Genomic DNA, 21,029 nt, shown 5'->3' on the forward strand with positions numbered 1-21,029 from the left:
CTATTCTGCAGCCGACGCGCGCGCGCCATGCACACCTTCGGCGATCTGCCGGGCAAGGTCCAGCACACCGCTGACTGCGGCGGCACCATCGTCCCCGGCGTCCTTGACCCTGTTGACCAGCGCCGAGCCGACGACTGCCGCATCCGCCACTTTCGCGACGGCGGCGGCCTGTTCCGGGGTCTTGATGCCGAAGCCAACGGCAATCGGAAGATCGCTGTGCGACTTCAGGCGCTTGACCGCCTTCGAAACGGCTTCGGTATCCAGGCTCGCCGCACCGGTGATGCCTGCGAAGCTGACGTAATAGACGAAGCCCGAGGTGTTGTTCAGAACCGTCGGCAGCCGGTTGTCATCGGTGGTCGGTGTCGCCAGCCGGATCAGGGAGATGTCCTTGTCACGCGCGAAGGACAGGATCTCGTCATCCTCCTCGGGCGGCAGATCGACGATGATCAGCGCATCCACCCCGGCTTCGGCGGCATCGGCGCAGAACCGCTCCGCGCCATGACTGAAGATCGGGTTGAAATATCCCATCAGCACGATCGGCGTGTCCGGGTCGCCCGTTCGGAAATCGCGCACCATGTCCAGCGTGCGCAGCAGGGTCTGACCGCTGGCCAGTGCCCGCAGGCCGGCCTCCTGAATGGCCGGTCCGTCCGCCATCGGATCTGTGAAGGGCATGCCCAGTTCGATGATGTCCGCCCCCGCTTCGGGCAATGCCTTGAGGACCTCTGTCGACCGTTCCAGGTCGGGGTCCCCGGCCATGATGAAGGGGATGAAGGCCGCCCGGCCCTCATCCTTCAGTTTCGCGAAACGTGCCTTGATGCGGGCGCTCATATCTCCACCCCCAGGGCTTCGGCGACCGTGAAGACGTCCTTGTCGCCGCGTCCGCACATGTTCATCAGGATGATGTGGTCGCGCGGCAGATCGGGCGCGATGCGGGCCACATGTGCCAGCGCATGGCTCGGTTCCAGCGCGGGAATGATCCCTTCCAGCTTGGAGCAGAGCTGGAACATCTCCAGCGCCTCGTCGTCGGTTGCCGAAACGTAATCGACGCGGCCCATGTCCTTCAGCCATGCATGCTCCGGCCCGATGCCCGGATAGTCCAGACCGGCCGAGATCGAATGCGCCTCGGTGATCTGCCCGTCGTCGGACTGCAGCAGATAGGTCTTGTTGCCGTGCAGGACGCCCGGACGTCCGCCGGTCAGCGATGCCGCGTGCTCTCCGGTCTCGATGCCATGTCCGGCAGCTTCGACACCGACGATCTGCACATCCTTGTCGTCCAGAAACGGGTGGAACAGGCCGATGGCGTTCGAACCGCCACCGATGCAGGCGACCAGCGTGTCGGGCAGCCGCCCTTCCCGCTCCATCATCTGCTCTTTCGCCTCGTTGCCGATCACCGACTGGAAATCGCGGACCAGTTCCGGATACGGGTGCGGCCCGGCCGCGGTGCCGATGATGTAGAAGGTGTTCTCGACGTTCGTCACCCAGTCGCGCAGGGCCTCGTTCATCGCATCCTTCAGGGTCGAGGAACCGGAGGTGACCGGAACAACTTCGGCACCGAGCAGCTTCATGCGGAACACGTTCGGCTGCTGGCGTTCCACGTCCACCGATCCCATGTAGACCGTGCAGGGCAGACCGAACCGCGCGGCCACCGTTGCCGCCGCCACGCCATGCTGGCCTGCGCCGGTTTCCGCGATGATGCGCGGCTTGTTCATCCGGCGCGCCAGCAGGATCTGGCCCATGCAATTGTTGATCTTGTGACTGCCGGTGTGGTTCAACTCGTCGCGCTTGAAGTAGATCTTCGCGCCGCCGAAATGCTCGGTCAGCCGCTCGGCGAAGTAGAGCGGGCTTGGCCGTCCGGCATAGTGCTTCAGATACTCGTCCAGTTCGGCCTGGAACGACGGATCGGCCTTGGCGGCGTTGTAGGCCTGCTCGACCTCCAGCAGCAGCGGCATCAGCGTCTCGGCGGCGTAGCGTCCGCCATAGTCGCCGAAATGGCCGCGTTCATCGGGTCCGTTCCGATAGGAGTTCGGATTGTCTTGTACGTTCATGTCAGTTTTCGTCTTTCAGATCGATTTCACGGCAGCAAGGAAATCGGCGATACGCCCCATATCCTTCCTGCCGGGTTCGCTTTCAACACCCGAGGAGACATCGACCCAGTCAGCTCCGCTGATCGCGACGGCTTCGGCAACGTTGGTTGCATCCAGTCCGCCGGACAGCATCCAAGGCTGTCTGTGATCGCGCCCCGCCAGCAGGTGCCAGTCGAAGGCAACACCATTGCCGCCGGGCAGGCCATGCCCCTGCCCCTTCGGCGGCCTGGCATCGAACAGCAGCCAGCTTGAGGCGCTGTCGTAATCCCCGACAACGCCGAAATCCTCCGCGGTACTGATCTTGATGGCCTTCATCGCAGGCCGGCCCGTGCGCTCTTCGACCTCCCGCACCCGCTCCGGGCTTTCGCTGCCGTGGAGCTGTATCAGATCGAGCGGCACCTGCCCGGTGACTTCATCCAGCCAGGTGTCATCGGGGTCGACGAACAGGCCGACGCGCAAGGTGCCTTCCGCCTGTTCGGCCAGGGGTCGCGCCGCCACCGGCGCGATGTTGCGCGGCGACGGTGGAAAGAAGACGAAGCCCACGGCTTCGGCACCGCCGCTGACCGCCGCATCGACGGCCTCCGGCGTGCTCAGACCACAGATCTTTGTCCGGACAGTCACCGGCCCAGCGCCTCATCGGCGACGGCATGTGCCGCGGCGGCGGGATCGTCAGCGCCTGTGATCGCGCGGCCCACAACGATATAGCTCGCACCGGCCTCCACGGCCTCTCGCGGGGTCATGACACGTTTCTGGTCGCCCAGCGCCGCGCCTGCCGGACGGATACCGGGCACCACAAGGATCGGCGACGCCCCCAGCGCATCGCGCAGGGGCGCGATCTCCCTGGGGCTGCAGACCAGGCCGTCAGCCCCGGCCTCGATGGCCATGCGACCGAGCCGCACGACCTGTTCTTCCGTCGTACCGGCCACCCCCATCTGATTCAGGTCCGCGTCGTCGAGGCTGGTCAGGACCGTCACCGCAATGATTCGCGGCCGGGCCGCACCGAACTCATTCGAAGCCTCACGCGCCGCCGCGATCATGGCCGCCCCGCCCTGCGCATGGATCGTCAGCAGATTCGGCGTGCAGGACTGACTGGTTGATGTCACTGCTCCGGCGACCGTGTTCGGGATGTCGTGCAGTTTCAGATCCAGAAAAAGCGGGACATCTTCGGGAGCGGCCTTGCGTACGCCCTCCGGCCCGTTGGCCATGAAATATTCCATGCCCAGCTTGATGCCGCCAACGGATCCTGTGGTCTTCCGGATCAGGGCAGAGGCCTGATTGATATCGCCCGTATCGATGGCGATAAGGACGGGATTGTTGCGATTTTCAGACATGCCGGGTCTATAGCAGCCAGCACGCTGCGGGTTAAGCGGCATTTGCAGACAGCATCCGCTGGCGGTCAGCCAGACGTGCCGTCCGCGGATTCTGCTTCGGATGGCTTGTAGACGACCTTGTTGCGCCCGGTTTCCTTCGCCTCATAAAGCGCCTCGTCAGCGCGCTGCACGGCCTCGCCCAGATCTTCCTCGTCGGCAAACCAGCTGCTGACGCCGAAACTCGCGGTCATGTTGAAGCTGACGTCTTCGCATTCGATGGGATTGATCTCGGTCGATTCCCTGACCCGCTCCGCGGCCCGGATGCCGCCCTCCCTGTCGGTTTCCGGCAGGATGGCAACGAACTCCTCACCGCCCGTCCGGGCGATGTGATCGATCGGACGGCGCAGCGACCAGCCCATCATTTCCGCGAACCGCACCAGAGCCACATCGCCAATCGCATGGCCGTATGTGTCATTCACCCGCTTGAAATGATCGATATCGGCCACGAAGACGGAAAGCGGGTGATGGTAGCGGCGCGCGCGCTTCACTTCATGTTCGGCCACGGTCTTGAAGCCCAGCCTGTTGGCGACCCCGGTCAGCGGGTCCGTGCCGGCCAGCCGACGCAGTTCCTCTTCCAGTTCGCGGCGATCCTTCATGTCATAGACGACGGCCGACAGTCCCAGATAATTCCCGTCGCTGTCGTGGATCGGCGATGTGCGCAGTTCGACCGGAATCCGTTCCCCGTCGCGATGCAGGGCCTCGGTCTCCAGCATCTCCGGTTCGCCACTCGCCTGCAGCCGTTTCATGTATTCGGCCATCCGCTCGGTCCTGTCGTCAGGCCGCAGGATCGATGACGGTTTGCCGACCAGTTCCTCGGGCGCGTAGCCATAGACGCGCTGCACGGCCCGGCTGGCATACTTGATCATCCCGTCCGGCGAGATGAAGAACAATGGCTCCGACAGATTGTCGGTCAGGTGCACCAGCATCTGGCGCTCTCGCTCGGCTTCCTCCGCCTGGCTCCGTGCAGCCTGTTCCGGTGTCACATCCATCGCCGTGCCGACACGGGCGATTTCCTTGCCCTTGCAGTCCCGCATGATACGAACGGACCAGCTCAACAGCAGCAGCCCATCGTCCTTCGTGCGCCATCGGCTGGCTGGCGGACGCCGGGTATCCTGGTCGGACACCTGAAAGAACGACTTGCGCGCGGCACTCACCTCGTCAAAGGCACGGAAAGCCCAGACCGGGCGACCCCGCGCTTCGCGTTCATCGAAACCGGTCTTCCGCTCGAACGCCGCGTTGACCATCTGGATGGCCCCCTTCGGATTCGTCACAATGACGATGGCGTCGGTGGAATCCAGGATCGCCTCCAGGAATCCGGCTTCGCCCAAGCGATGGATGATCTCGTCCTGCTGCACCACGTTACCTCGACTGTCGGTCTGCCAGAGTTTCATTCAGACGTTGAGAACCGGTTAATCCGCGCTTCCCCGAGTGTTGATTGTCCATATCCACCCGACTGGGGCATATATTGGCTTTCGACCAGAACAGAGTCACCGGAGGTCCAACTGGCATGCGTTTCCTTCTCTCCCTGCTGATGATCGGTCTGGCCAGTTGGCAAAGCCACGCCGCCGACAGGTTCCAGACGTCCGCCGGCCCGGTGACCGTCGAACGCATCGTCGAAAAGCTGAACCGGCCCTGGGCGGTCGCCTTTCTGCCGGACGGCGGCCTGCTGATCACCGAACGCGATGTCGGGATACTGAAACACGTTGCGCCGGACGGCAGCATCTCCGAAGTCTCCAATGTACCGGAGATTTCGCGCGACGGACAGGGCGGGCTGCTGGATCTGGTTCTGGCGCGTGACTTCGGCACGACGCGCGAGCTTTTCCTTTCCTATTCGGAACCCGAGGGTTTCGAACAGCGAACCGCCCTGGCTGTGGCCCGGCTGTCCGATGACAACAGCACGCTGGAGAACGTCCGGGTGATCTTTCGCATCAACAGCCTGAGCAGCTCCGGCAGCCACTTCGGCGGGCGGATCGTCGAGGATACGACGGGCGCCCTGTTCATGACGGTCGGGGACCGGGCGCGCAGTTCGCTGGCGCAGGATCCGAAGATGCACAACGGCAAGGTGATCCGCGTCAATCGCGATGGCTCGATTCCCGCAGACAATCCCTTCCGCACCGGACCGATCCTGCCCGAGATCTGGTCGATGGGGCATCGCAACGCCCAGGGAGCGGCGCTGGACGAGAAAGGCCGTCTCTGGACGGTCAGCCATGGCGCGGCCGGAGGCGACGAGGTCAATCAGCCCCGTCCCGCCCGCAACTACGGCTGGCCCGTCATTTCCTACGGTCGGCACTACAGCGGCGGCCAGATCGGTATCGGCACCTCGGCGCCCGGGATGGAACAGCCAAAGCATTACTGGGATCCATCGATCGCGCCGTCCGGCATGATGATCTATTCCGGCAAGCTGTTCCCGGCCTGGAAAGGCGATATCTTCGTCGGATCGCTGAAATTCGATCACATCTCGCGGCTTGAGCGGGATGACGAGACGATCACCGGCGAGGAGCAGCTGTTCCGCGATGCCTACGAGCGGATCCGCGACGTGCGCGAAGGGCCGGACGGTGCCATCTGGTTCCTGTCGGTGGGTGACCGCGCGCTTTATCGCGTGACCCCCGCCGAATAGACGTCACGCAGCCTCGAAGACCTTCCGGCCGGCCACGAACACGGCCCTGACGCGTGGTGCTTCCGGGCCGGAAGCATCCACCACGACGATGTCGGCACGTTTGCCCGGCTCCAGCACACCGCGATCGGGCAGTCCTGCAGCCTGAGCCGGATGGGTGGAGATCAGCCGCCATGCCGATGCGAGATCGGTCACCCCGTCCGCAACCAGCCTGAACGCGGCATGCAACGGGGCCGGATAGTAGTAGTCCGACGCCAGAATCGTGCACAGGCCCTCCGCAACGGCATCGGCGGCGTTCAGTGCGCCCGTATGGCTCCCGCCGCGCAGGACGTTCGGCGCGCCCAGGACGGTATGTTCGCCGGCCTCGCGCGCCGCGGATGCTGTCTCGACGTTCAACGGAAATTCCGAGGTCGCCGCACCCAACCCGCGAAACGCTGCACGGACCTCGGGCGATGCCTCGTCATGGGCGAGCACGATCAGGTCCTTCTCGGCGGCACGTTCCGCCAGCCGGCGAATGGCCGCCGGAACCTCCTCGCGACGCGCCCATACCCGATCGAGAAGGGACAGGTAATCGTCCAGACCAAGGCCGGCACGCGCCGCCGACTGTCCGAGCTTGCCGCGCACATGATCCTTCTCGACCGTCAGGGTCGTGTGATCGTTGAAGGCGAGTATCGGCTTGGGTGCGAGATCGAACCATCCGGCGATCTCGTCCATCGCATCGAGCGCGAACGTCTCCCAGCGCAGGTGCAGCCGCGTGTCGGCGTGCAGGTCCGGGCCGATACGCTGCCATGCCGCGACGAAGTCCCGCGCATTGTCGATGCTGCGCAGACCCGGCTCCCAGGAAACCGTCAGGCCGTGGAACGCCGTCGTGATCCCGTTCGCAATCAGCTGGCGGTCCGTGTCGGCCAGCGCGACGTCCAGCGGGAAGCTGACCCCGGGCCGCGGCATGATCTGCCGCTCGAAACCGTCGCCGTGAATATCCACGATGCCGGGCAGCACCAGCATGCCGGACGCGTCCCAGTCGGTCGAAACACCGACGGGACGACCGATCAGGCCATCGGCAACCGGCAAGTCCATCTGCCGGAACCCACCGTTACACAGCACCTCTCCGCCCCTGATCATCCAGTCCGTCACGGTCCCGCCTTCTCCATCGTCCCTGTTATCGTTCCGCTCCCCCGGTTCAGGGTACGCTATTCGACCGGCATCTTGTGACAGCCGGAAGACAATCGGAGAAGCCATAGTTCGCGCTGGCATCGCAAGCGCCTCCGCATGGCGCGCAACGGACGGCGGGGGTTCTGACGGTCGCACGCGGCCCGGCATAGCTTCTCTTTATCTGACCCCTAGAAAGCTTGGCTGGAAAAACCTTCGATCCGGGGCAATCTTGTGGACATGAACGATTTCTCCAATGGAGCGGAATTATGCTGACGACCATCGACAGCCATCGCGAGACCAAAGCGGCGCGAGTCCAGCCCGACCACGTCGAGGCCGACATCATCTACACGCCCGATGACGGACGACGTCACCAGGTGTTCATCCAGCCGATGGGCAGCGGCAAGCTCAATGAACGCTCCCATCCCGACACGCCCGTGCGTGTGCATATCCACAACGGTCGCCCGCACCGTGCGGCAATCAACATCGAGGAGCATGGCTTCGCGCTGCTGGATGCCCCCTCGAAGGTCACCGACTTCTTCGACAACGAACAGATTGAGCAGGTCTACTATCCCGAAGTCGAGGCCCTGCTGAAAGCCGAGACCGGTGCCAGCCGGGTGATCATCTTCGATCACACGATCCGGATCGACGATGGCGACCGCAGTTCGGAACTGGGCCAGCGGCTGCCCGTCCGGCGTGCCCACGTCGACTATACGGTCAAGTCGGGCCCGCAGCGGGTCCGTGACCTGGTGCCGGACGAGGCCGACGATCTGCTGTCACGCCGGGTCTCGGAAATCAACGTCTGGCGATCGATCGCCGGTACAGTCGAACGCGCGCCGCTGGCGGTGGCCGAGGCACCCTCCATCGCCTTCGAAGATCTGATCGCGACCGATCTGGTCTATGACGACCGCGTCGGCGAAATCTACGAGTTCGCGCACAAGCCGCAGCATCGGTGGACCTATTTCCCCGACATGACGCAGGACGAGGTGCTGTTGCTGAAAAGCTATGATTCGGCGACCGACGGCCGGGCCCGCTTCACGCCGCACACCGCGTTCGACGATCCGACCACCCGTCCGGCGGCGAAGGCGCGCGAAAGCATCGAGGTGCGCGCCTTCTTGTTCTTCGACGACTGACGCCTACTTGATCTTGCCGACAACCGGCCGCGTGAGCTCGCCGAGCTTCAGGCGCTGCTGGCCCCGCGCGTCGAAATTGTCGGGCGCAAGCCAGGTTTCATAGGCGTTCTTCAGCGACGGCCACTCGTGATCGATGCACGCATACCAGGCCGTGTCACGATTCCGGCCCTTGACCACCAGATGCTGGCGGAAGACGCCTTCGAAGGAGAAGCCGAAGCGTTCCGCCGCGCGGCGCGATCGCTGGTTCAGCGTATCGCATTTCCATTCATACCGCCGGAACCCGGCCTCGAAGACCCGCCGCATCATCAGGTACATCGCCTCGGTCGCTGCCGGGGATCGCTGGATGACGGGCGAGAAATGGATGTGACCGACTTCCACGGATCCCAAAGAAGGCTTGATGTTCAGATAGCTGGCGATGCCTGTGACGTGCCCGCTGGCCAGGTCACGGATCGCGAAGAACAGCGGATCTTCACCCAGGCAGGTGGATGTCATCCAGGCACGGAAGGCTTCGCGATCGTCGAACGGGCCATACGGCAGATAGAGCCAGTCGCGCGTATCCTGACCGCGCTGGAACACCATGAACAGGTCATCGGCATGCTCCTCGACCGATGCGGGTGCCAGCGTACAATACCGCCCCGTCACACTGGTTCGCGGCAGGTCGCCCGCACCACGCCAGTCAGGCAGGGGCTTCCCCATCTCGAAGTTCGGTTCGAAATATTCGGTCATCGCACGGTCCCCCAACCCGGGACCAACCTAGGGCGAAAACAGTCTGAATGGAACCATTCAGACTGTTTTCGAGAATGGCAACCACCTGTACAGGTTGCGTTATTTCAGCTTCATGGTGATTCCATGAAACTGAAAACCGCTTTGGAACGGTGACCGAAAAGTGGAAACGATCTTCTCGCCTATCAGGACACGCGGATGAAACCCGCTGTTTGATGCCTCGCAGCCGAGAAATTCATGAGGACTTCTGGACGGAGGCCGGAACCGGCTCGCACGATGATTCCGCGAACCTGTAGGGGCGCGCGAACATCCAGGGCAACTGACCAAAACGGCTGGTGCCCGACCGGAAGAAGGGACTGCGCGTATCGAAGCGGGCGCGACACGAACAGGTCAGCCCCGCGTCCGGGTCTGTCCCCTTGTAGACGACTGCGGGCAGAACGGCCTCGACCGTACCACGCCGAGACAGGAAAGCGGGATCCAGGCGGGTCTGGAAACTGCCGCGACCGACCCGGTTGCCCGCCGCATCATGGATGCGGCAGTCCAGCCGCAGGGCGTTGATCACATAGCGCGACGATGCCCATTCCAGTTTGACGGCAAAGGGAAGCGCCGTCGCTTTTTCAACGGGCGTGGCATGTGCGCCGGTCGTCAGACCGACCGCAACCAGCGCCAATGTTGCAGCGCAAAGGATTTTCATCGAATGGCCTCCTTGGAAAATTCGCTACCAGTGAACGTGGTAGCACGGGACGCCACCCGCAACCGTTTGGCGAATCACGTTTTGTCGACTTCCCCGGAACCCGGCAGGTCGCCGCGATGCGTATCCAGCCATCTTCGCAGCCGGAACAGGGGCTTCTGAAGCGCAGCCATTTCCTCGGTGGTCCAGTCGTCGAAGATGAAATTCGCGTCCGGACCGAGTTTGCCGAGCGCACGCCGATGCGCCGCGCGTCCCGATTCCGTCAGGAAAAGCAGCTTCCGGCGCGCATCGTCCGCATCGTCTTTCGCCGACATGTAGCCCTTGCCGATCAGTTTCTGCACCGATTTGGACATGCCCGGCTGGGGACTCTGGAACGCGCGCGCCAGATCGGTGACGGTCGTGCCGTCGCCCAGCCGGATCATGTGATTGAGGATGGTAAAGAGCGGCAGCGGCAGGTCATCCCCCAGCACGACACGCGCACGCTCGGTCGACAGTTGCGAAATGATCCCCAGGCTGGTCAGCAGCTCCCACTGAAGCTGCTGACGCCGGGAAAGACTTTCGTCGTGGAAGGTGTTTTCCGATTCGCTCACGCCGCAACTATATCACCGACCGGGCGACGCGGACTGGGGCCCGGTGACGCCGCATGCCCCAGTCGCACCAGCATCTGGACATGATGCCCTTCCGGCCTGTCGATGCCGGCCAGCAGGGTTTCCTGCAGTGCGGTCATCTCGGGGTATTCCTGCAGCAGCTGGCTCATCGGATGGATGGCCAGCCCCTGCTGCGCGGCTTTCAGGTTCAGACGCACGTAATCCATACCGGCCTTCACCTGATCCATGCGGCTGTTGCCCGGCGTGGTGAGCCACGCGTGCGCCATGGCCGACTGCGCCTGGTCCCGTGCCATGTCGAGGCCGACCTGGAAAGACTGGGTGCCCGGCGTGGCGATATCCTCGCGGCTGACAATACCCAGCTTCGGCCCCCACCACATAATCGGTCCCAGCAGATCGATGCCGTCCGGATTGGCGGCGACCTCGGCCGGACCGATGCGCATCAGGTCGATGCTTTCCTTCAGCGTCCGCGGCGTGTTGATCTCCAGCTTCAGCGCGGCTTCCGTAAGGTCGCGCAGCGTCTGAACCTGCGACGGCTGACGGGTCGCAGTCAGCGATGCGTGCGTCAGATCGACCGACATCAGGGCCGAGAGTTCCTCTCCGGTAACCGCCCGTGTCGTGTCGTAGGGGTCCTTGTTGCTGCGCCGGACCTTGATCTGGGCGAACAGGGGATCGCGTTCCGCAGCGGCATCCCCGACCAGGGTCACGCGGGCAACGGGCCGACCGTCCAGGCGGTCCGGGGGAAAGGGTCCTTCAGGCAGAAGCTCGATCTCGGCGCGATACCCGAGCGTCGCGGCGGCCATGCGGTAGACTTCGAGGAAGGTCCCCTGCCCGATCAGGATTTGCCGGCCCGGCGGGTCTGTATGCGGCAGGGTCCGGTTGAGATCGACATGCAGCGTCAGCGCATCCTCGCCCGCCAGACGGATCAACCAGGGCTGGATGTTGTGCGGGTTCGGCGCAAGCATCGCGAACGCAGCAGCCTGCAACCGCGGATCCTGAACCGTCTCGCCCGTATTCCGCCACGGTGCCGTGGCACTCTCGGGCATCTGGCCCCGGGTCGCGGCCCAGTATCCGCCGCCCGCGATCAGGGCCCCTGCGGCACCGCCAATGCCGACAATCCGAATGAAGCTGCGTCTGCTGATCATGATCGATCTCCCAATTATATTCCTGAGAATGTATATTTACATTCCAAGGAATATTTCAAGCGAAAAGTATGATTGTTGCCCGAGACGCCCTCGCCGATCAGTATCCCTATGATGCGGAAAGGTTCAGAAACGGGGACGAGCATGGCTGACGCGCGCAACATACTTTTCGTGATGGCGGACCAGCTGCGGTTCGACTTTCTCGGGTGTACCGGACACCCGACGATCCGGACGCCGACCATCGACGCGCTTGCCCGCCGGGGCGTGCGCTTCGCGAACACATTCGTCCAGGGGGCGGTCTGCGGCCCGTCGCGGGCTTCCTTCTATACGGGCCGGTACGTGACGAGCCACGGCGCGAGCTACAACAACTACCCGCATCGTGCCGATGAATGGGCGCTTGGCGACTACATGCGGGCGCTGGGGCTGCGCACCGCCCTTGCGGGCAAGACGCACATGAAGCCCGATCTGCCCGGCCTGCAGCGACTGGGGCTGGATCCTGCCTCCGGTGCCGGGCTGCTGGCCGCCGAATGCGGCTTCGAACCCTGGGACCGCGACGATGGCCTGCAACGCCTCGCTCCCTTCGTGCCGGATACGCAGTACGAAGCTTATCTGCGCGCCCGCGGCTATCAGGGCGTCAATCTGTGGCACGAGGCCGCGAACTCGGTACAGCGCGACGATGCCGCCGATCCGTCAGGCTGGCTGATGCGCAACGCGGCCTTCCCGACAATCGCGACCGAAGAGGACAGCGAAACCGCCTACATGACCCGCCGGGCGATGGATTTCATCGAAGACGCGGGCGACACTCCCTGGTGCCTGCACCTGTCCTACATCAAGCCGCACTGGCCCTATGTCGCCCCGGCCCCCTATCACGCGAAATATTCGGACGCGGACGTGCTGCCCGGCAATCGTGGCGAAGGTGAAGGCGAGCCGCATCCTGTCGTGGCGGCCTTCCGGGACCATCCGGAATCCATCGAGTTCCGCAAGGATGTCTGCCGGAACACGGTCATCCCCGCCTACATGGGTCTGATCGAACAGATCGACGACCATCTGGCGCGCATGATCGACTTTCTGGACCGCCGCAATCAGCTGGACAACACCATCATCGTCGTCACCAGCGATCATGGCGATTACCTGGGCGACCACGGACTGGGGGAGAAGGAACTCTATTTCGAGGAGGCGCTGCGGATCCCCCTAATCATCGTCGATCCCTCGGCCCGCGCCGAAGCAACCCGGGGTACGACCGTCGAAGAGATGGCGGAGGCGATCGACCTGATTCCCACCCTGATCGACCTGGTGGGCGGCGTTCCGGCGTATCATCGCCTGGAGGGCCAGTCGCTCGCGCCCTTCATTCACGGCGGGACGGCGCAGGACTGGCGCCCGGCGGTCTTCGCGGAACATGACTACTCGCTTCGGCATGCGCGCCCGAACCTGGGACTGGAACCGCAACAGGCGAAATCCTGGATGGTCCGGACGAACCGTTGGAAATATGTCCATCACGCAACCTTCCGACCCGAGTTGTACGACCTGCAGACCGATCCCGGCGAGCAGCAGGACCTCGGGGCTGACGACGGTCACGCACGGACGCGCGCCGAACTCTGCCAGATGCTGTTTTCGTGGATGTCGGAACGCAAAAGCCGAGTCGGCATGACGGACGACCAGATCAGGTCATCGACCGGCAAGGCCTGGGAGCGCGGATACCGCTTCGGGATCTGGTAGTGCGCGTGCCGGAAAAAGTGAAGGCCCACCGACCGGGACAAGCGAGGGGGGAGCTTGTGAGCCGGCCAGCAGGCCTTCGGTGGTAAGAGCGGACGATGCCGGGCCTCATCGTGGCGGGTGTGGTGCAGTGTGAGGGAGAGTGCCCCGCCACGACCCGGCTTGTCCGATCCTTATGTTTCGGGTTGGACCGACCGATGCGCTCTGACAGGTGGAGGGGGACACCTAAGAAGTCAGTCTGCGCACCGGCCAGTCCGTTCCCTGACAACCCATATGTGGTCCGGCATGCGGTCCGCCAAGGGGTGAAAATGAGGCAATTTGGGGGCACACGCAGCAGTGATAACGGGATCACATCCCGTGAGGAATTCGACCGGTACCGGTTAACGTTGCGGCAACGAAAGAGTCAGTCAGCGCCGAGCGTTTCCTGGAACCGGACCGGCCTGCCGTGGTCCCGCCCGAGCACCTGGCCGTCGCGCATGGCGAGGTGGCCGCGCACGACGGTCATCACCGGCCAGCCGGTCACCTGCATCCCGTCGAACGGGGTCCAGCCGGACTGGTTGGCCATCGCCGCATTGGTGATGGTCTCGGTCCTGTTCAGGTCGACGATCGTCAGGTCGCCGTCAAAACCACGCGCCATACGTCCCTTGCCCGCGATACCGAACACGCGATTGGGGCCGGCGCTGGTCAGATCGACGAACCGCTGCAGCGACAGATGCCCCTGCGCGACGTGGTTCAGCATGACCGGCACCAGCGTCTGCACGCCCGGCATACCTGACGGGCTCTCGGGATAGGGCTTTGCCTTTTCCTCCAGCGTATGCGGCGCGTGATCGGATCCGATCACATCGACGACGCCCGCGGCCAGCCCCCGCCAGAGACCCTGACGGTGCGCTTCGGCACGGATGGGCGGGTTCATCTGCGCCAGGGTGCCCAGTTTCGGATAGGCGGTCTCCGCCGACAGGGTCAGATGCTGTGGCGTGACCTCAACCGTCGCGATGTCCTTGTGCCCGGCCAGAATATCGAGCTCGTCCGCCGTGGTGATGTGCAGTACATGCACGCGCCGGCCCGCCTGCCGTGCCAGCGCAAGCAGACGCCGTGTACACTTGATGGCGCTTTCGTCGTCACGCCAGACCGGATGGCTGGATGGATCGCCTGTCACGCGCTCGCCCTTGCGGGCGTTCATCCGTTCCTCGTCTTCCGAATGGATGGCGACGCGGCGGCGACCGGCCTTCAGCACGCTAAGAACGGTCTCGTCATCGGCGACCAGCAGGTTCCCGGTGGAGGCTCCCATGAAGATCTTCACGCCACACACGCCGGGAAGGCGTTCAAGCTCCGCCAGCGTCGAGACGTTCTCGGCGGCAGCGCCCGCGAAGAACGCATGATCGACCGCCGCCCTGCCCTTCGCCCGGCTCAGCTTGTCCGCGATGGCTTCGGGCGTGGTCGTCGACGGTTTGGTGTTGGGCATCTCGAAGATGGCCGTCACGCCGCCCAGCGCTGCACCGTCCATCCCGGACTCGAGGTTTTCCTTGTGCTCGGCACCCGGCTCGCGGAAGTGCACCTGGCTGTCGATGACGCCGGGCAGCACGTGCAGGCCTGTCGCGTCGATCTGCTGGCCGGCATCGGCCTGTCCCAGGTCGCCGATTTCCTGAATACGCCCCCCCAGGATGCCGACATCGGCCTGGCCGATGCCGTCATGGTTCACCACGGTCCCGCCGCACACGATCATGTCGAATGTTTTTGTCATGCAGACTTTCTATATCGTTCCAAACGATGATTGAACCGCAATCTGATCGTCGCCCCGCTTGCGGGAAGCATCCCGTGGAGCCAATCTGCGCCCATGAACGGATCGGACATCGTGATCATCGGCGGCGGCGTGATCGGCAGCGCGATCGCCTGGTGGCTCAAGGCCGCCCGCAAGGTCGATGCGGCGGTCACCGTCTACGAACCTGACCCCGCCTACCAGACCGGATCCACCGCCCGCTCGCTCGGTTCGATCCGGCAGCAGTTCTCGACCGTCGAGAACATTCTGATCTCGCGGTTCGGTATCGATTTCGTCCGCAACGCGGGCGACATTCTGGAAATCGACGGGGAACGCCCGGACGTGCAGTTCCGGGAAGGCCATTACCTGTTTCTCGCATCGCCACACGGCGCGGACATCCTGAAAGACAATGTCTCGATTCAGCGGCAGGCCGGTGCCGATGTCGCTCTGCTCTCGGCGGCGGACCTGCGCGACCGGTTCCCCTGGATCAACACACGGGACGTCAGTGCCGCCGCACTGGGCATGCGCGATGAAGGCTGGCTGGATGCCTATGCCCTGCTCCGGGCCTTCAGGGCGGCGGCGATCCGTGCGGGCGTGACCTATGTCGCCGACCGGGTGACGCACCTGAAACGCTCGGGCGCGCGGATCGCCGCAGCGCACCTCCAGGACGGCGATCCTGCGACAGCCGACGTCTTCGTCAATGCCGCAGGGCCATGGGCCGGAGAGCTGGCGGCGACAGCCGGCATCGACCTGCCCGTAAGGCCGCGCAAACGCACGGTCTTTCAGGTCACGACGCCGGAACCGCCCGTGGATCCGCTGCTGATCGTCGACATGTCGGGGGTCTACGTTCGCCCTGAAGGCAACGGCTTCCTGACCGGTTCCTCTCCCTCATCAAGCGATCCCGATCCCGATTCCTTCGATCTGGACCCGGATTACAGCCAGTTCGACGATATCTGCTGGCCGGCGCTGGCCCATCGGGTGCCGGCCTTCGAGCGGCTCAGAATGGCCGGTGCCTGGGCCGGACAGTATGCCTTCAACACGTTCGATCAGAACGCCATACTCGGTCCCCATCCCGACATCGCGAACCTGTTCTTCGCCAACGGTTTCACCGGTCACGGCTTGCAGCAATCGCCAGCCGTCGGGCGTGCCCTCGCCGAATGGATCATCGACGGATCCAGCCACGCGCTGAAGCTCGACCGGTTCCGTTTCGACAGGATCGCCGACGGGCGGCCGATCATCGAATGTGGGGTGATCTGACGGCGGCGTCAGGCCTCGGTTCCCTCCGACCGCATCCAGTCCAGAAACGCCGCGATCTTGTGCTGCCCGGCGTCCTGCGCGCGGTAAACCAGATAATAGCCGGTATTATAATCGGCACCCTCGTCGAACAGCGCCACCAGACGCTTCTCCTCGATATCGGTGCGCACCAGCGACTCGACCATCAGCGCGATGCCGTTACCGGCCAGCGCCGCCTCATACGCCAGCGTGGTCAGCCCGAAGACATCCCCGCGCCGGACATCGACGTCTTTCCAGCCGTTGATCTGCACCCAGTTGTGCCATTCCTCGTAATCGGTGTCGTGCAGTATGTTGATCCGGTTGAGGTCATCGGGTTTCAGCGTTTCGGAACCGGCCTTGAGCAGCGAGGGATGGCAGACGGCGACCATCCGCCCCGCCAGAAACCGTTCCGACGTCAGCCCCGGCCAGTCACCGTCCCCGTGCCGGATCGCCACATCGACCTGATCGCGCTGGAAATCGACCACATGGCGGCTGGGCGACAGCCGGATGGAAATGTCGGGGTGCGCGATCTGGAACCGGCCCAGACGCGGCGTCAGCCAGCGGGAGGCGAAGGCGATGGTCGTCGCGACTTCGAGGTGCCGCACATCCGCCCGGCGGCGGATCGCACGCGCCGCGCTCTCGATCCGCTCGAAGGACAGCATCAGTTCGCCGGCGAGCGCGGTTCCCTCCGCCGTCAGTTCGAGCCGCTTGCCGCGCACGAAAAGTTTCGCACCCAGCCAGTCCTCCAGCGCGCGCACCTGTTGGCTGATGGCCGCGTGTGTGACGTTCAGCTCTGACGCGCCGCCGCTCATGCTCAGGTGGCGCGCGGCGGCTTCAAAGCTGCGGAGTGCGGTCAGCGGTGGCAGGTCCCATCGGATCGACATGTAATTTCACCTTACAGTACGGCAACCATTGCTGAGTGGCGGCAAGACACGCAGGAGCACATATTGAATCCAGGCAAGAGAGCCGGAAATCACAGGAGACGATCATGTATGACATCTACGCAAAGTCAATCTTCGCCGCATCGCGCACCGTCTACGTGCCGTATCACGTCGAAAACCGTCCCGAGAAGAACCGGCGCAAATGGACGGATCGCCTGCCCGTCATCGGGCGTTCGACGCGCAAGAGCCGTACCGGAACTCTGTAAATCTACCTGACACTGTCAGGCGTCTTCGGCAAGTGGACGATCAGCTTTCGCCGAAAACCCGTTCGAAGATCGTATCGACGTGCTTCAGGTGGTAACCGAGATCGAACATGGCCTCCAGTTCGGTCTCGGTGACCGCCGCCACCACGTCCGCGTCCGCCTTCAGCAGTGCGAGCAGATCCTTCTGCCCGTTGGATTCCCAGACCTGCATGGCATTGCGCTGCACCAGGCGATAGGCGTCTTCCCGGCTGACACCGGCCTGCGTCAGGGCCAGCAGGATGCGCTGTGAATGGATCAGCCCCCCAAGCCGGTCCATGTTCGCCTGCATCCGCTCCGGATAGATCACCAGCTTATCGACCACACCGGCCAGACGCATCAACGCGAAATCCAGCGTCACGGTGCAGTCGGGGCCGATCATCCGCTCGACCGACGAATGCGAAATATCCCGCTCATGCCAGAGCGCCACATTCTCCATGGCCGGAATGACCTGCGCACGGACATAGCGCGCAAGACCCGTCAGGTTTTCCGTCAGCACCGGGTTGCGCTTGTGCGGCATCGCCGACGACCCCTTCTGGCCGGGCGAGAAATATTCTTCCGCTTCAAGCACCTCGGTACGCTGCAGATGCCGGATCTCGGTGGCCAGCCGTTCGACCGACGAGGCGATGACGCCCATAACGGCAAAGAACATCGCGTGGCGGTCGCGCGGGATGACCTGGGTTGAAACGGGCTCGATGTTCAGGCCCATCTTCTTCGCGACATGCGCCTCGACCGCGGGATCGATGTTCGCGAACGTACCGACCGCGCCGGAGATCGCGCAGGTCGCGATGTCCTTGCGGGCCTCGACCAGCCGCTCCCGGTTGCGCTGGAACTCGGCGTAGAAGGTCGCGAGCGTGACGCCGAAGGTTGTCGGCTCGGCATGGATGCCGTGGCTGCGCCCGACCTTGACGGACATCTTGTGCTCGAAAGCGCGTTTCTTCAGCGCTGCCAGAACCGCATCGATGTCGGCCAGCAGTATATCGGCAGCCTGGGACAATTGAACCGCGAGGCAGGTATCCAGCACATCGGAGGAGGTCATGCCCTGATGCACGAAACGGGCTTCATCGCCCACGTGTTCGGCGAGCGAGGTCAGAAACGCGATGACGTCATGTTTCACCTCGCGTTCGATCTCGTCGATCCGGTCGACGTCGAACCCGCCCCGCGCCCAGACAGCCTGCGCGGCTTCCTTCGGCACGATACCCAGTTCGGCCTGCGCGTCGGTGGCGTGGGCCTCGATCTCGAACCAGATGCGGAAACGGTTTTCCGGAGACCAGATGGCGGTCATCTCGGGACGGGAGTAACGGGGGATCATGGCGCTCTCCGGCTGTTAAAGCGCTCTGCTATCACGATTCCCGGACAGGTCAAACGGACGGGCTGTCGCGCCTCAGTCGGATCCGGCAGCATTGCCGTCGCGGATGCGGGCAATCGCCGACCGCATGAAGACCAGCAACTCACGCTCCCGATTGGTGTCGATGGCGATATCGGCGGTCATGCCCGCGCGCAGGACGGGACGGTCCTGTCCGGGTATCAGTTGCAGCCGGACCGGTACCCGCTGCACGACCTTGACCCAGTTGCCGGACGCATTCTGGGGCGGCAGGATCGAGAACTCGGCCCCTGTCGACGGGGCAATGCTGGCCACACGGGCCTTCCAGACGATGCCGGGATAGGTATCGACACCGACCTCGACCGTCTGCCCGACCTCGACATGCGTCAGCTGGGTTTCCTTCAGGTTGGCCTCGATCCAGGGCGCGTGATCGTCGACGATGGCGAACAGGGGCCGCCCCTCCTCGACATACTCACCCTTCTCCAGGCTCAGCACGGTGACCACGCCATCGACCGGTGCGCGCAGACGCGTGCGCTCCAGCTTCAGCAGCGCCTCGTCACGTGCCGCCTCGGCCTTGAGGAACAGCGGATGATCCTCGATCGGCTTCTGCAGATCGCCGCCGATGGTCAGCAGCGCCTGCGCGACACGTTCCTGCTGGGTCGCAACGCGGCGCTGCGCAATCAGCAGTTCGGCTTCCACTTCCTCGAACTTCTGCGATGTCGCGATCCCGCGCTCGGCCAGTCCCTTGAACCGCTCGTACTGCTTGCGCAGCTGCGCGATCCGCGACTGTTCTTCGGCCAGTTGCGCCCGCTCGGCCTTGTAGTTCGCCTGCAACTGGCGGATCACGCTACCGGTCCGTATGATCTCCGCCTCGGCCTCACGGAACGCGATCTCATAGTCGCGACCGTCAAGCTCCACCAGTATCTGCCCGGCCTTGACCCGCTGGTTTTCGGTCACGAACACGTCCATGACACGGGCGTCGATATCCGACGAGACGGCAATCTTGGTCGCCTTCACGTAGGCGTTCTCGGTCGTCACGTATCGGCCGGACTTGGCATAGAAGTATCCGCCGACCGTGATCGCGACCAGCGGGATGACGAACAGAAGGAAGAAACGCACGAACCGCCTGCGACGCGGCGGGACATGCTCGATATCCTGCGCCGCAACCATCCCGTGGTCACGGGCCTCGATCACCAGATGGTGGTCGTGCGCGGCGCTGGGCAGATTTCGATGTACGTCCGACACTGTGTTCAAAACCGAGCTAAAGAAAACGAAACAATCGAGTAATACTATAGCGTACGAAGGTTACCCGCCAGTAACCTTCGACACATGGCACCCATCGCGCGGTTTCATGAATGCACTGCAGCATGAACAGCGGGCAGTGCCGGCTACTTGTTGGAAACGACGCGGTTTTCGATCGGCGGCACGGTCTTGAGATAGGCCGCGATGGCTTCGATATCGGCGTCGGTCAGATCCTTCAACCCGTCCTCGATGGCCTCGACCATGGTGCCCTGCACGTTGTCGAAGTCAGGCTTCATCCCGGTCTTCAGCAACTGGGCGATATCGCGTTCGCTCCAGTCCGCGATCCCGGTCTCGTGCGGCGTGATGTTGGGCGACAGTTCACCTTCCGGCCCGTCTGGCGTACCGGCCAGGAACATGTCGTCATCGGTCCCGCCCATGATGTTGCGCGGCGTATGGCATTCGCCGCAATGCGCCAGCGCCTGCACCAGGTAGGCACCGCGGTTGATCTTGTCGGATTGCGACGCATCGGGCTCGAAACGGCCTTCCGAGAAATTCAGCATCTGCCAGCCGCGCTGGAAAAACCTGATCGAGAAGGGAAACGAGACATCGTGCGCCTGATTCGCCTGATCCACCGGTTCCAGCGAAAACAGATAGGCCTTGATCGCCAGCGCGTCCGCACGCGTCATCTTCGTGTAGCTGGGATAAGGAAAAACAGGAAAATAGCGCCCCCCTGCGGGACGGATACCCTCATGCAGGGCAGCGACGAAATCATCGTCTGACCACCCGCCGATCCCGTGCTCCGGATGGGGGGTGATGTTGGGGCTGTAGAACGTGCCGAACGGCGTGTTCAGCGCGTATCCGCCGGCGAAGGGTTCACCGCGCTTGGCCGTGTGACAGCCGACGCATCCGGCGGCCTTCACCAGATAGGCACCCTTCTCGACCTCGGGATCCGCGGTCGTCTGGGCAGAAACGGAACCGGCACCGGCGAGCACCACGCCCGCCAGCACCGGAACCATATGCCTCAGAGCCAA

At 63.8% G+C, this 21,029-nt stretch carries 20 protein-coding genes; 5 read left to right on the plus strand and 15 right to left on the minus strand.

The window, feature by feature from the left end; genetic code table 11:
• The 5 genes from trpA to ACN0X7_RS09280 all read right to left on the minus strand — a co-directional run bounded on the left by trpA (window position 1) and on the right by ACN0X7_RS09280 (window position 4,845).
• Entirely contained in the window at window positions 1-828 is an 828-nt protein-coding gene (trpA, locus tag ACN0X7_RS09260) for a tryptophan synthase subunit alpha (RefSeq protein WP_417516422.1), read from the minus strand.
• On the minus strand, window positions 825-2,045 hold the full coding sequence (trpB, locus tag ACN0X7_RS09265; RefSeq protein ID WP_417516424.1) for a tryptophan synthase subunit beta: 1,221 nt from the start codon (window positions 2,043-2,045) through the stop codon (window positions 825-827). Before trpB ends, trpA begins: the two co-directional genes overlap by 4 nt.
• A gap of 15 nt (window positions 2,046-2,060) precedes the next feature.
• On the minus strand, window positions 2,061-2,705 hold the full coding sequence (locus ACN0X7_RS09270; protein WP_417516426.1) for a phosphoribosylanthranilate isomerase: 645 nt from the start codon (window positions 2,703-2,705) through the stop codon (window positions 2,061-2,063).
• The gene (gene pyrF / locus ACN0X7_RS09275) at window positions 2,702-3,415 is read right to left on the minus strand and encodes an orotidine-5'-phosphate decarboxylase (protein ID WP_417516428.1); all 714 of its coding nucleotides are present in this window, start codon (window positions 3,413-3,415) and stop codon (window positions 2,702-2,704) included. The genes ACN0X7_RS09270 and pyrF overlap by 4 nt, the downstream gene beginning before the upstream one ends.
• 65 nt (window positions 3,416-3,480) lie before the next feature.
• On the minus strand, window positions 3,481-4,845 hold the full coding sequence (locus ACN0X7_RS09280; RefSeq protein WP_417516430.1) for a diguanylate cyclase: 1,365 nt from the start codon (window positions 4,843-4,845) through the stop codon (window positions 3,481-3,483).
• 116 nt (window positions 4,846-4,961) lie between these two features.
• On the opposite strand from ACN0X7_RS09280, the gene ACN0X7_RS09285 reads away from it, so the two are divergent.
• Window positions 4,962-6,071, plus strand: a complete 1,110-nt coding sequence (locus ACN0X7_RS09285; RefSeq protein WP_417516432.1) for a PQQ-dependent sugar dehydrogenase — start codon at window positions 4,962-4,964, stop codon at window positions 6,069-6,071.
• Between the two features lie 3 nt (window positions 6,072-6,074).
• Here the strand turns inward: ACN0X7_RS09285 and ACN0X7_RS09290 are convergent, their stop codons facing one another.
• Entirely contained in the window at window positions 6,075-7,202 is a 1,128-nt protein-coding gene (locus ACN0X7_RS09290) for an alpha-D-ribose 1-methylphosphonate 5-triphosphate diphosphatase (protein ID WP_417516434.1), read from the minus strand.
• A 284-nt stretch (window positions 7,203-7,486) separates the two neighbouring features.
• On the opposite strand from ACN0X7_RS09290, the gene ACN0X7_RS09295 reads away from it, so the two are divergent.
• Entirely contained in the window at window positions 7,487-8,350 is an 864-nt protein-coding gene (locus ACN0X7_RS09295; RefSeq protein WP_417516436.1) for a CmcJ/NvfI family oxidoreductase, read from the plus strand.
• A gap of 3 nt (window positions 8,351-8,353) precedes the next feature.
• Here the strand turns inward: ACN0X7_RS09295 and ACN0X7_RS09300 are convergent, their stop codons facing one another.
• The 4 genes from ACN0X7_RS09300 to ACN0X7_RS09315 form a co-directional block, all read right to left on the minus strand.
• On the minus strand, window positions 8,354-9,076 hold the full coding sequence (locus tag ACN0X7_RS09300; protein WP_417516438.1) for a GNAT family N-acetyltransferase: 723 nt from the start codon (window positions 9,074-9,076) through the stop codon (window positions 8,354-8,356).
• Between the two features lie 232 nt (window positions 9,077-9,308).
• Window positions 9,309-9,767: a hypothetical protein gene (locus tag ACN0X7_RS09305; protein WP_417516440.1), complete on the minus strand. Its 459-nt coding sequence runs from the start codon at window positions 9,765-9,767 to the stop codon at window positions 9,309-9,311.
• Between the two features lie 74 nt (window positions 9,768-9,841).
• Complete coding sequence (locus tag ACN0X7_RS09310) at window positions 9,842-10,354, minus strand: MarR family winged helix-turn-helix transcriptional regulator (protein ID WP_417516442.1); 513 nt, start codon at window positions 10,352-10,354, stop codon at window positions 9,842-9,844.
• On the minus strand, window positions 10,351-11,514 hold the full coding sequence (locus tag ACN0X7_RS09315; protein ID WP_417516444.1) for an Acg family FMN-binding oxidoreductase: 1,164 nt from the start codon (window positions 11,512-11,514) through the stop codon (window positions 10,351-10,353). Before ACN0X7_RS09315 ends, ACN0X7_RS09310 begins: the two co-directional genes overlap by 4 nt.
• Window positions 11,515-11,655: 141 nt before the next feature.
• Between ACN0X7_RS09315 and ACN0X7_RS09320 the strand changes: the two genes are divergently transcribed.
• The gene (locus ACN0X7_RS09320) at window positions 11,656-13,227 is read left to right on the plus strand and encodes a sulfatase-like hydrolase/transferase (RefSeq protein WP_417516446.1); all 1,572 of its coding nucleotides are present in this window, start codon (window positions 11,656-11,658) and stop codon (window positions 13,225-13,227) included.
• Window positions 13,228-13,627: 400 nt separating this feature from the next.
• Here ACN0X7_RS09320 and ACN0X7_RS09325 read toward each other — a convergent pair whose 3' ends face one another.
• Window positions 13,628-14,965, minus strand: coding sequence for a dihydroorotase (locus tag ACN0X7_RS09325; RefSeq protein WP_417516448.1), 1,338 nt, complete (start codon window positions 14,963-14,965; stop codon window positions 13,628-13,630).
• Between the two features lie 93 nt (window positions 14,966-15,058).
• Here ACN0X7_RS09325 and ACN0X7_RS09330 point away from each other — a divergent pair, with 93 nt between their 5' ends.
• A complete protein-coding gene (locus ACN0X7_RS09330) occupies window positions 15,059-16,237 on the plus strand; it encodes an NAD(P)/FAD-dependent oxidoreductase (RefSeq protein WP_417516450.1) in 1,179 nt (392 codons plus the stop codon).
• 8 nt (window positions 16,238-16,245) lie between these two features.
• Here ACN0X7_RS09330 and gcvA read toward each other — a convergent pair whose 3' ends face one another.
• Window positions 16,246-17,136, minus strand: a complete 891-nt coding sequence (gene gcvA / locus ACN0X7_RS09335; protein WP_417516452.1) for a transcriptional regulator GcvA — start codon at window positions 17,134-17,136, stop codon at window positions 16,246-16,248.
• A 104-nt stretch (window positions 17,137-17,240) separates the two neighbouring features.
• On the opposite strand from gcvA, the gene ACN0X7_RS09340 reads away from it, so the two are divergent.
• Window positions 17,241-17,399: a hypothetical protein gene (locus ACN0X7_RS09340; RefSeq protein WP_417516454.1), complete on the plus strand. Its 159-nt coding sequence runs from the start codon at window positions 17,241-17,243 to the stop codon at window positions 17,397-17,399.
• A gap of 40 nt (window positions 17,400-17,439) precedes the next feature.
• Here ACN0X7_RS09340 and purB read toward each other — a convergent pair whose 3' ends face one another.
• The 3 genes from purB to ACN0X7_RS09355 all read right to left on the minus strand — a co-directional run bounded on the left by purB (window position 17,440) and on the right by ACN0X7_RS09355 (window position 21,029).
• Window positions 17,440-18,744 carry an adenylosuccinate lyase gene (gene purB, locus ACN0X7_RS09345; protein ID WP_417516456.1) on the minus strand — a complete coding sequence of 435 codons (1,305 nt, stop codon included), beginning with the start codon at window positions 18,742-18,744 and terminating at the stop codon, window positions 17,440-17,442.
• Between the two features lie 72 nt (window positions 18,745-18,816).
• Window positions 18,817-20,001 (minus strand): HlyD family secretion protein, encoded by a 1,185-nt coding sequence (locus ACN0X7_RS09350; protein ID WP_417516458.1) that lies wholly within the window; start codon window positions 19,999-20,001, stop codon window positions 18,817-18,819.
• Window positions 20,002-20,144: 143 nt separating this feature from the next.
• Window positions 20,145-21,029 (minus strand): c-type cytochrome, encoded by an 885-nt coding sequence (locus ACN0X7_RS09355; RefSeq protein WP_417516460.1) that lies wholly within the window; start codon window positions 21,027-21,029, stop codon window positions 20,145-20,147.

This window comes from Minwuia sp., from assembly GCF_048263705.1.
Lineage (GTDB): Bacteria > Pseudomonadota > Alphaproteobacteria > Minwuiales > Minwuiaceae > Minwuia.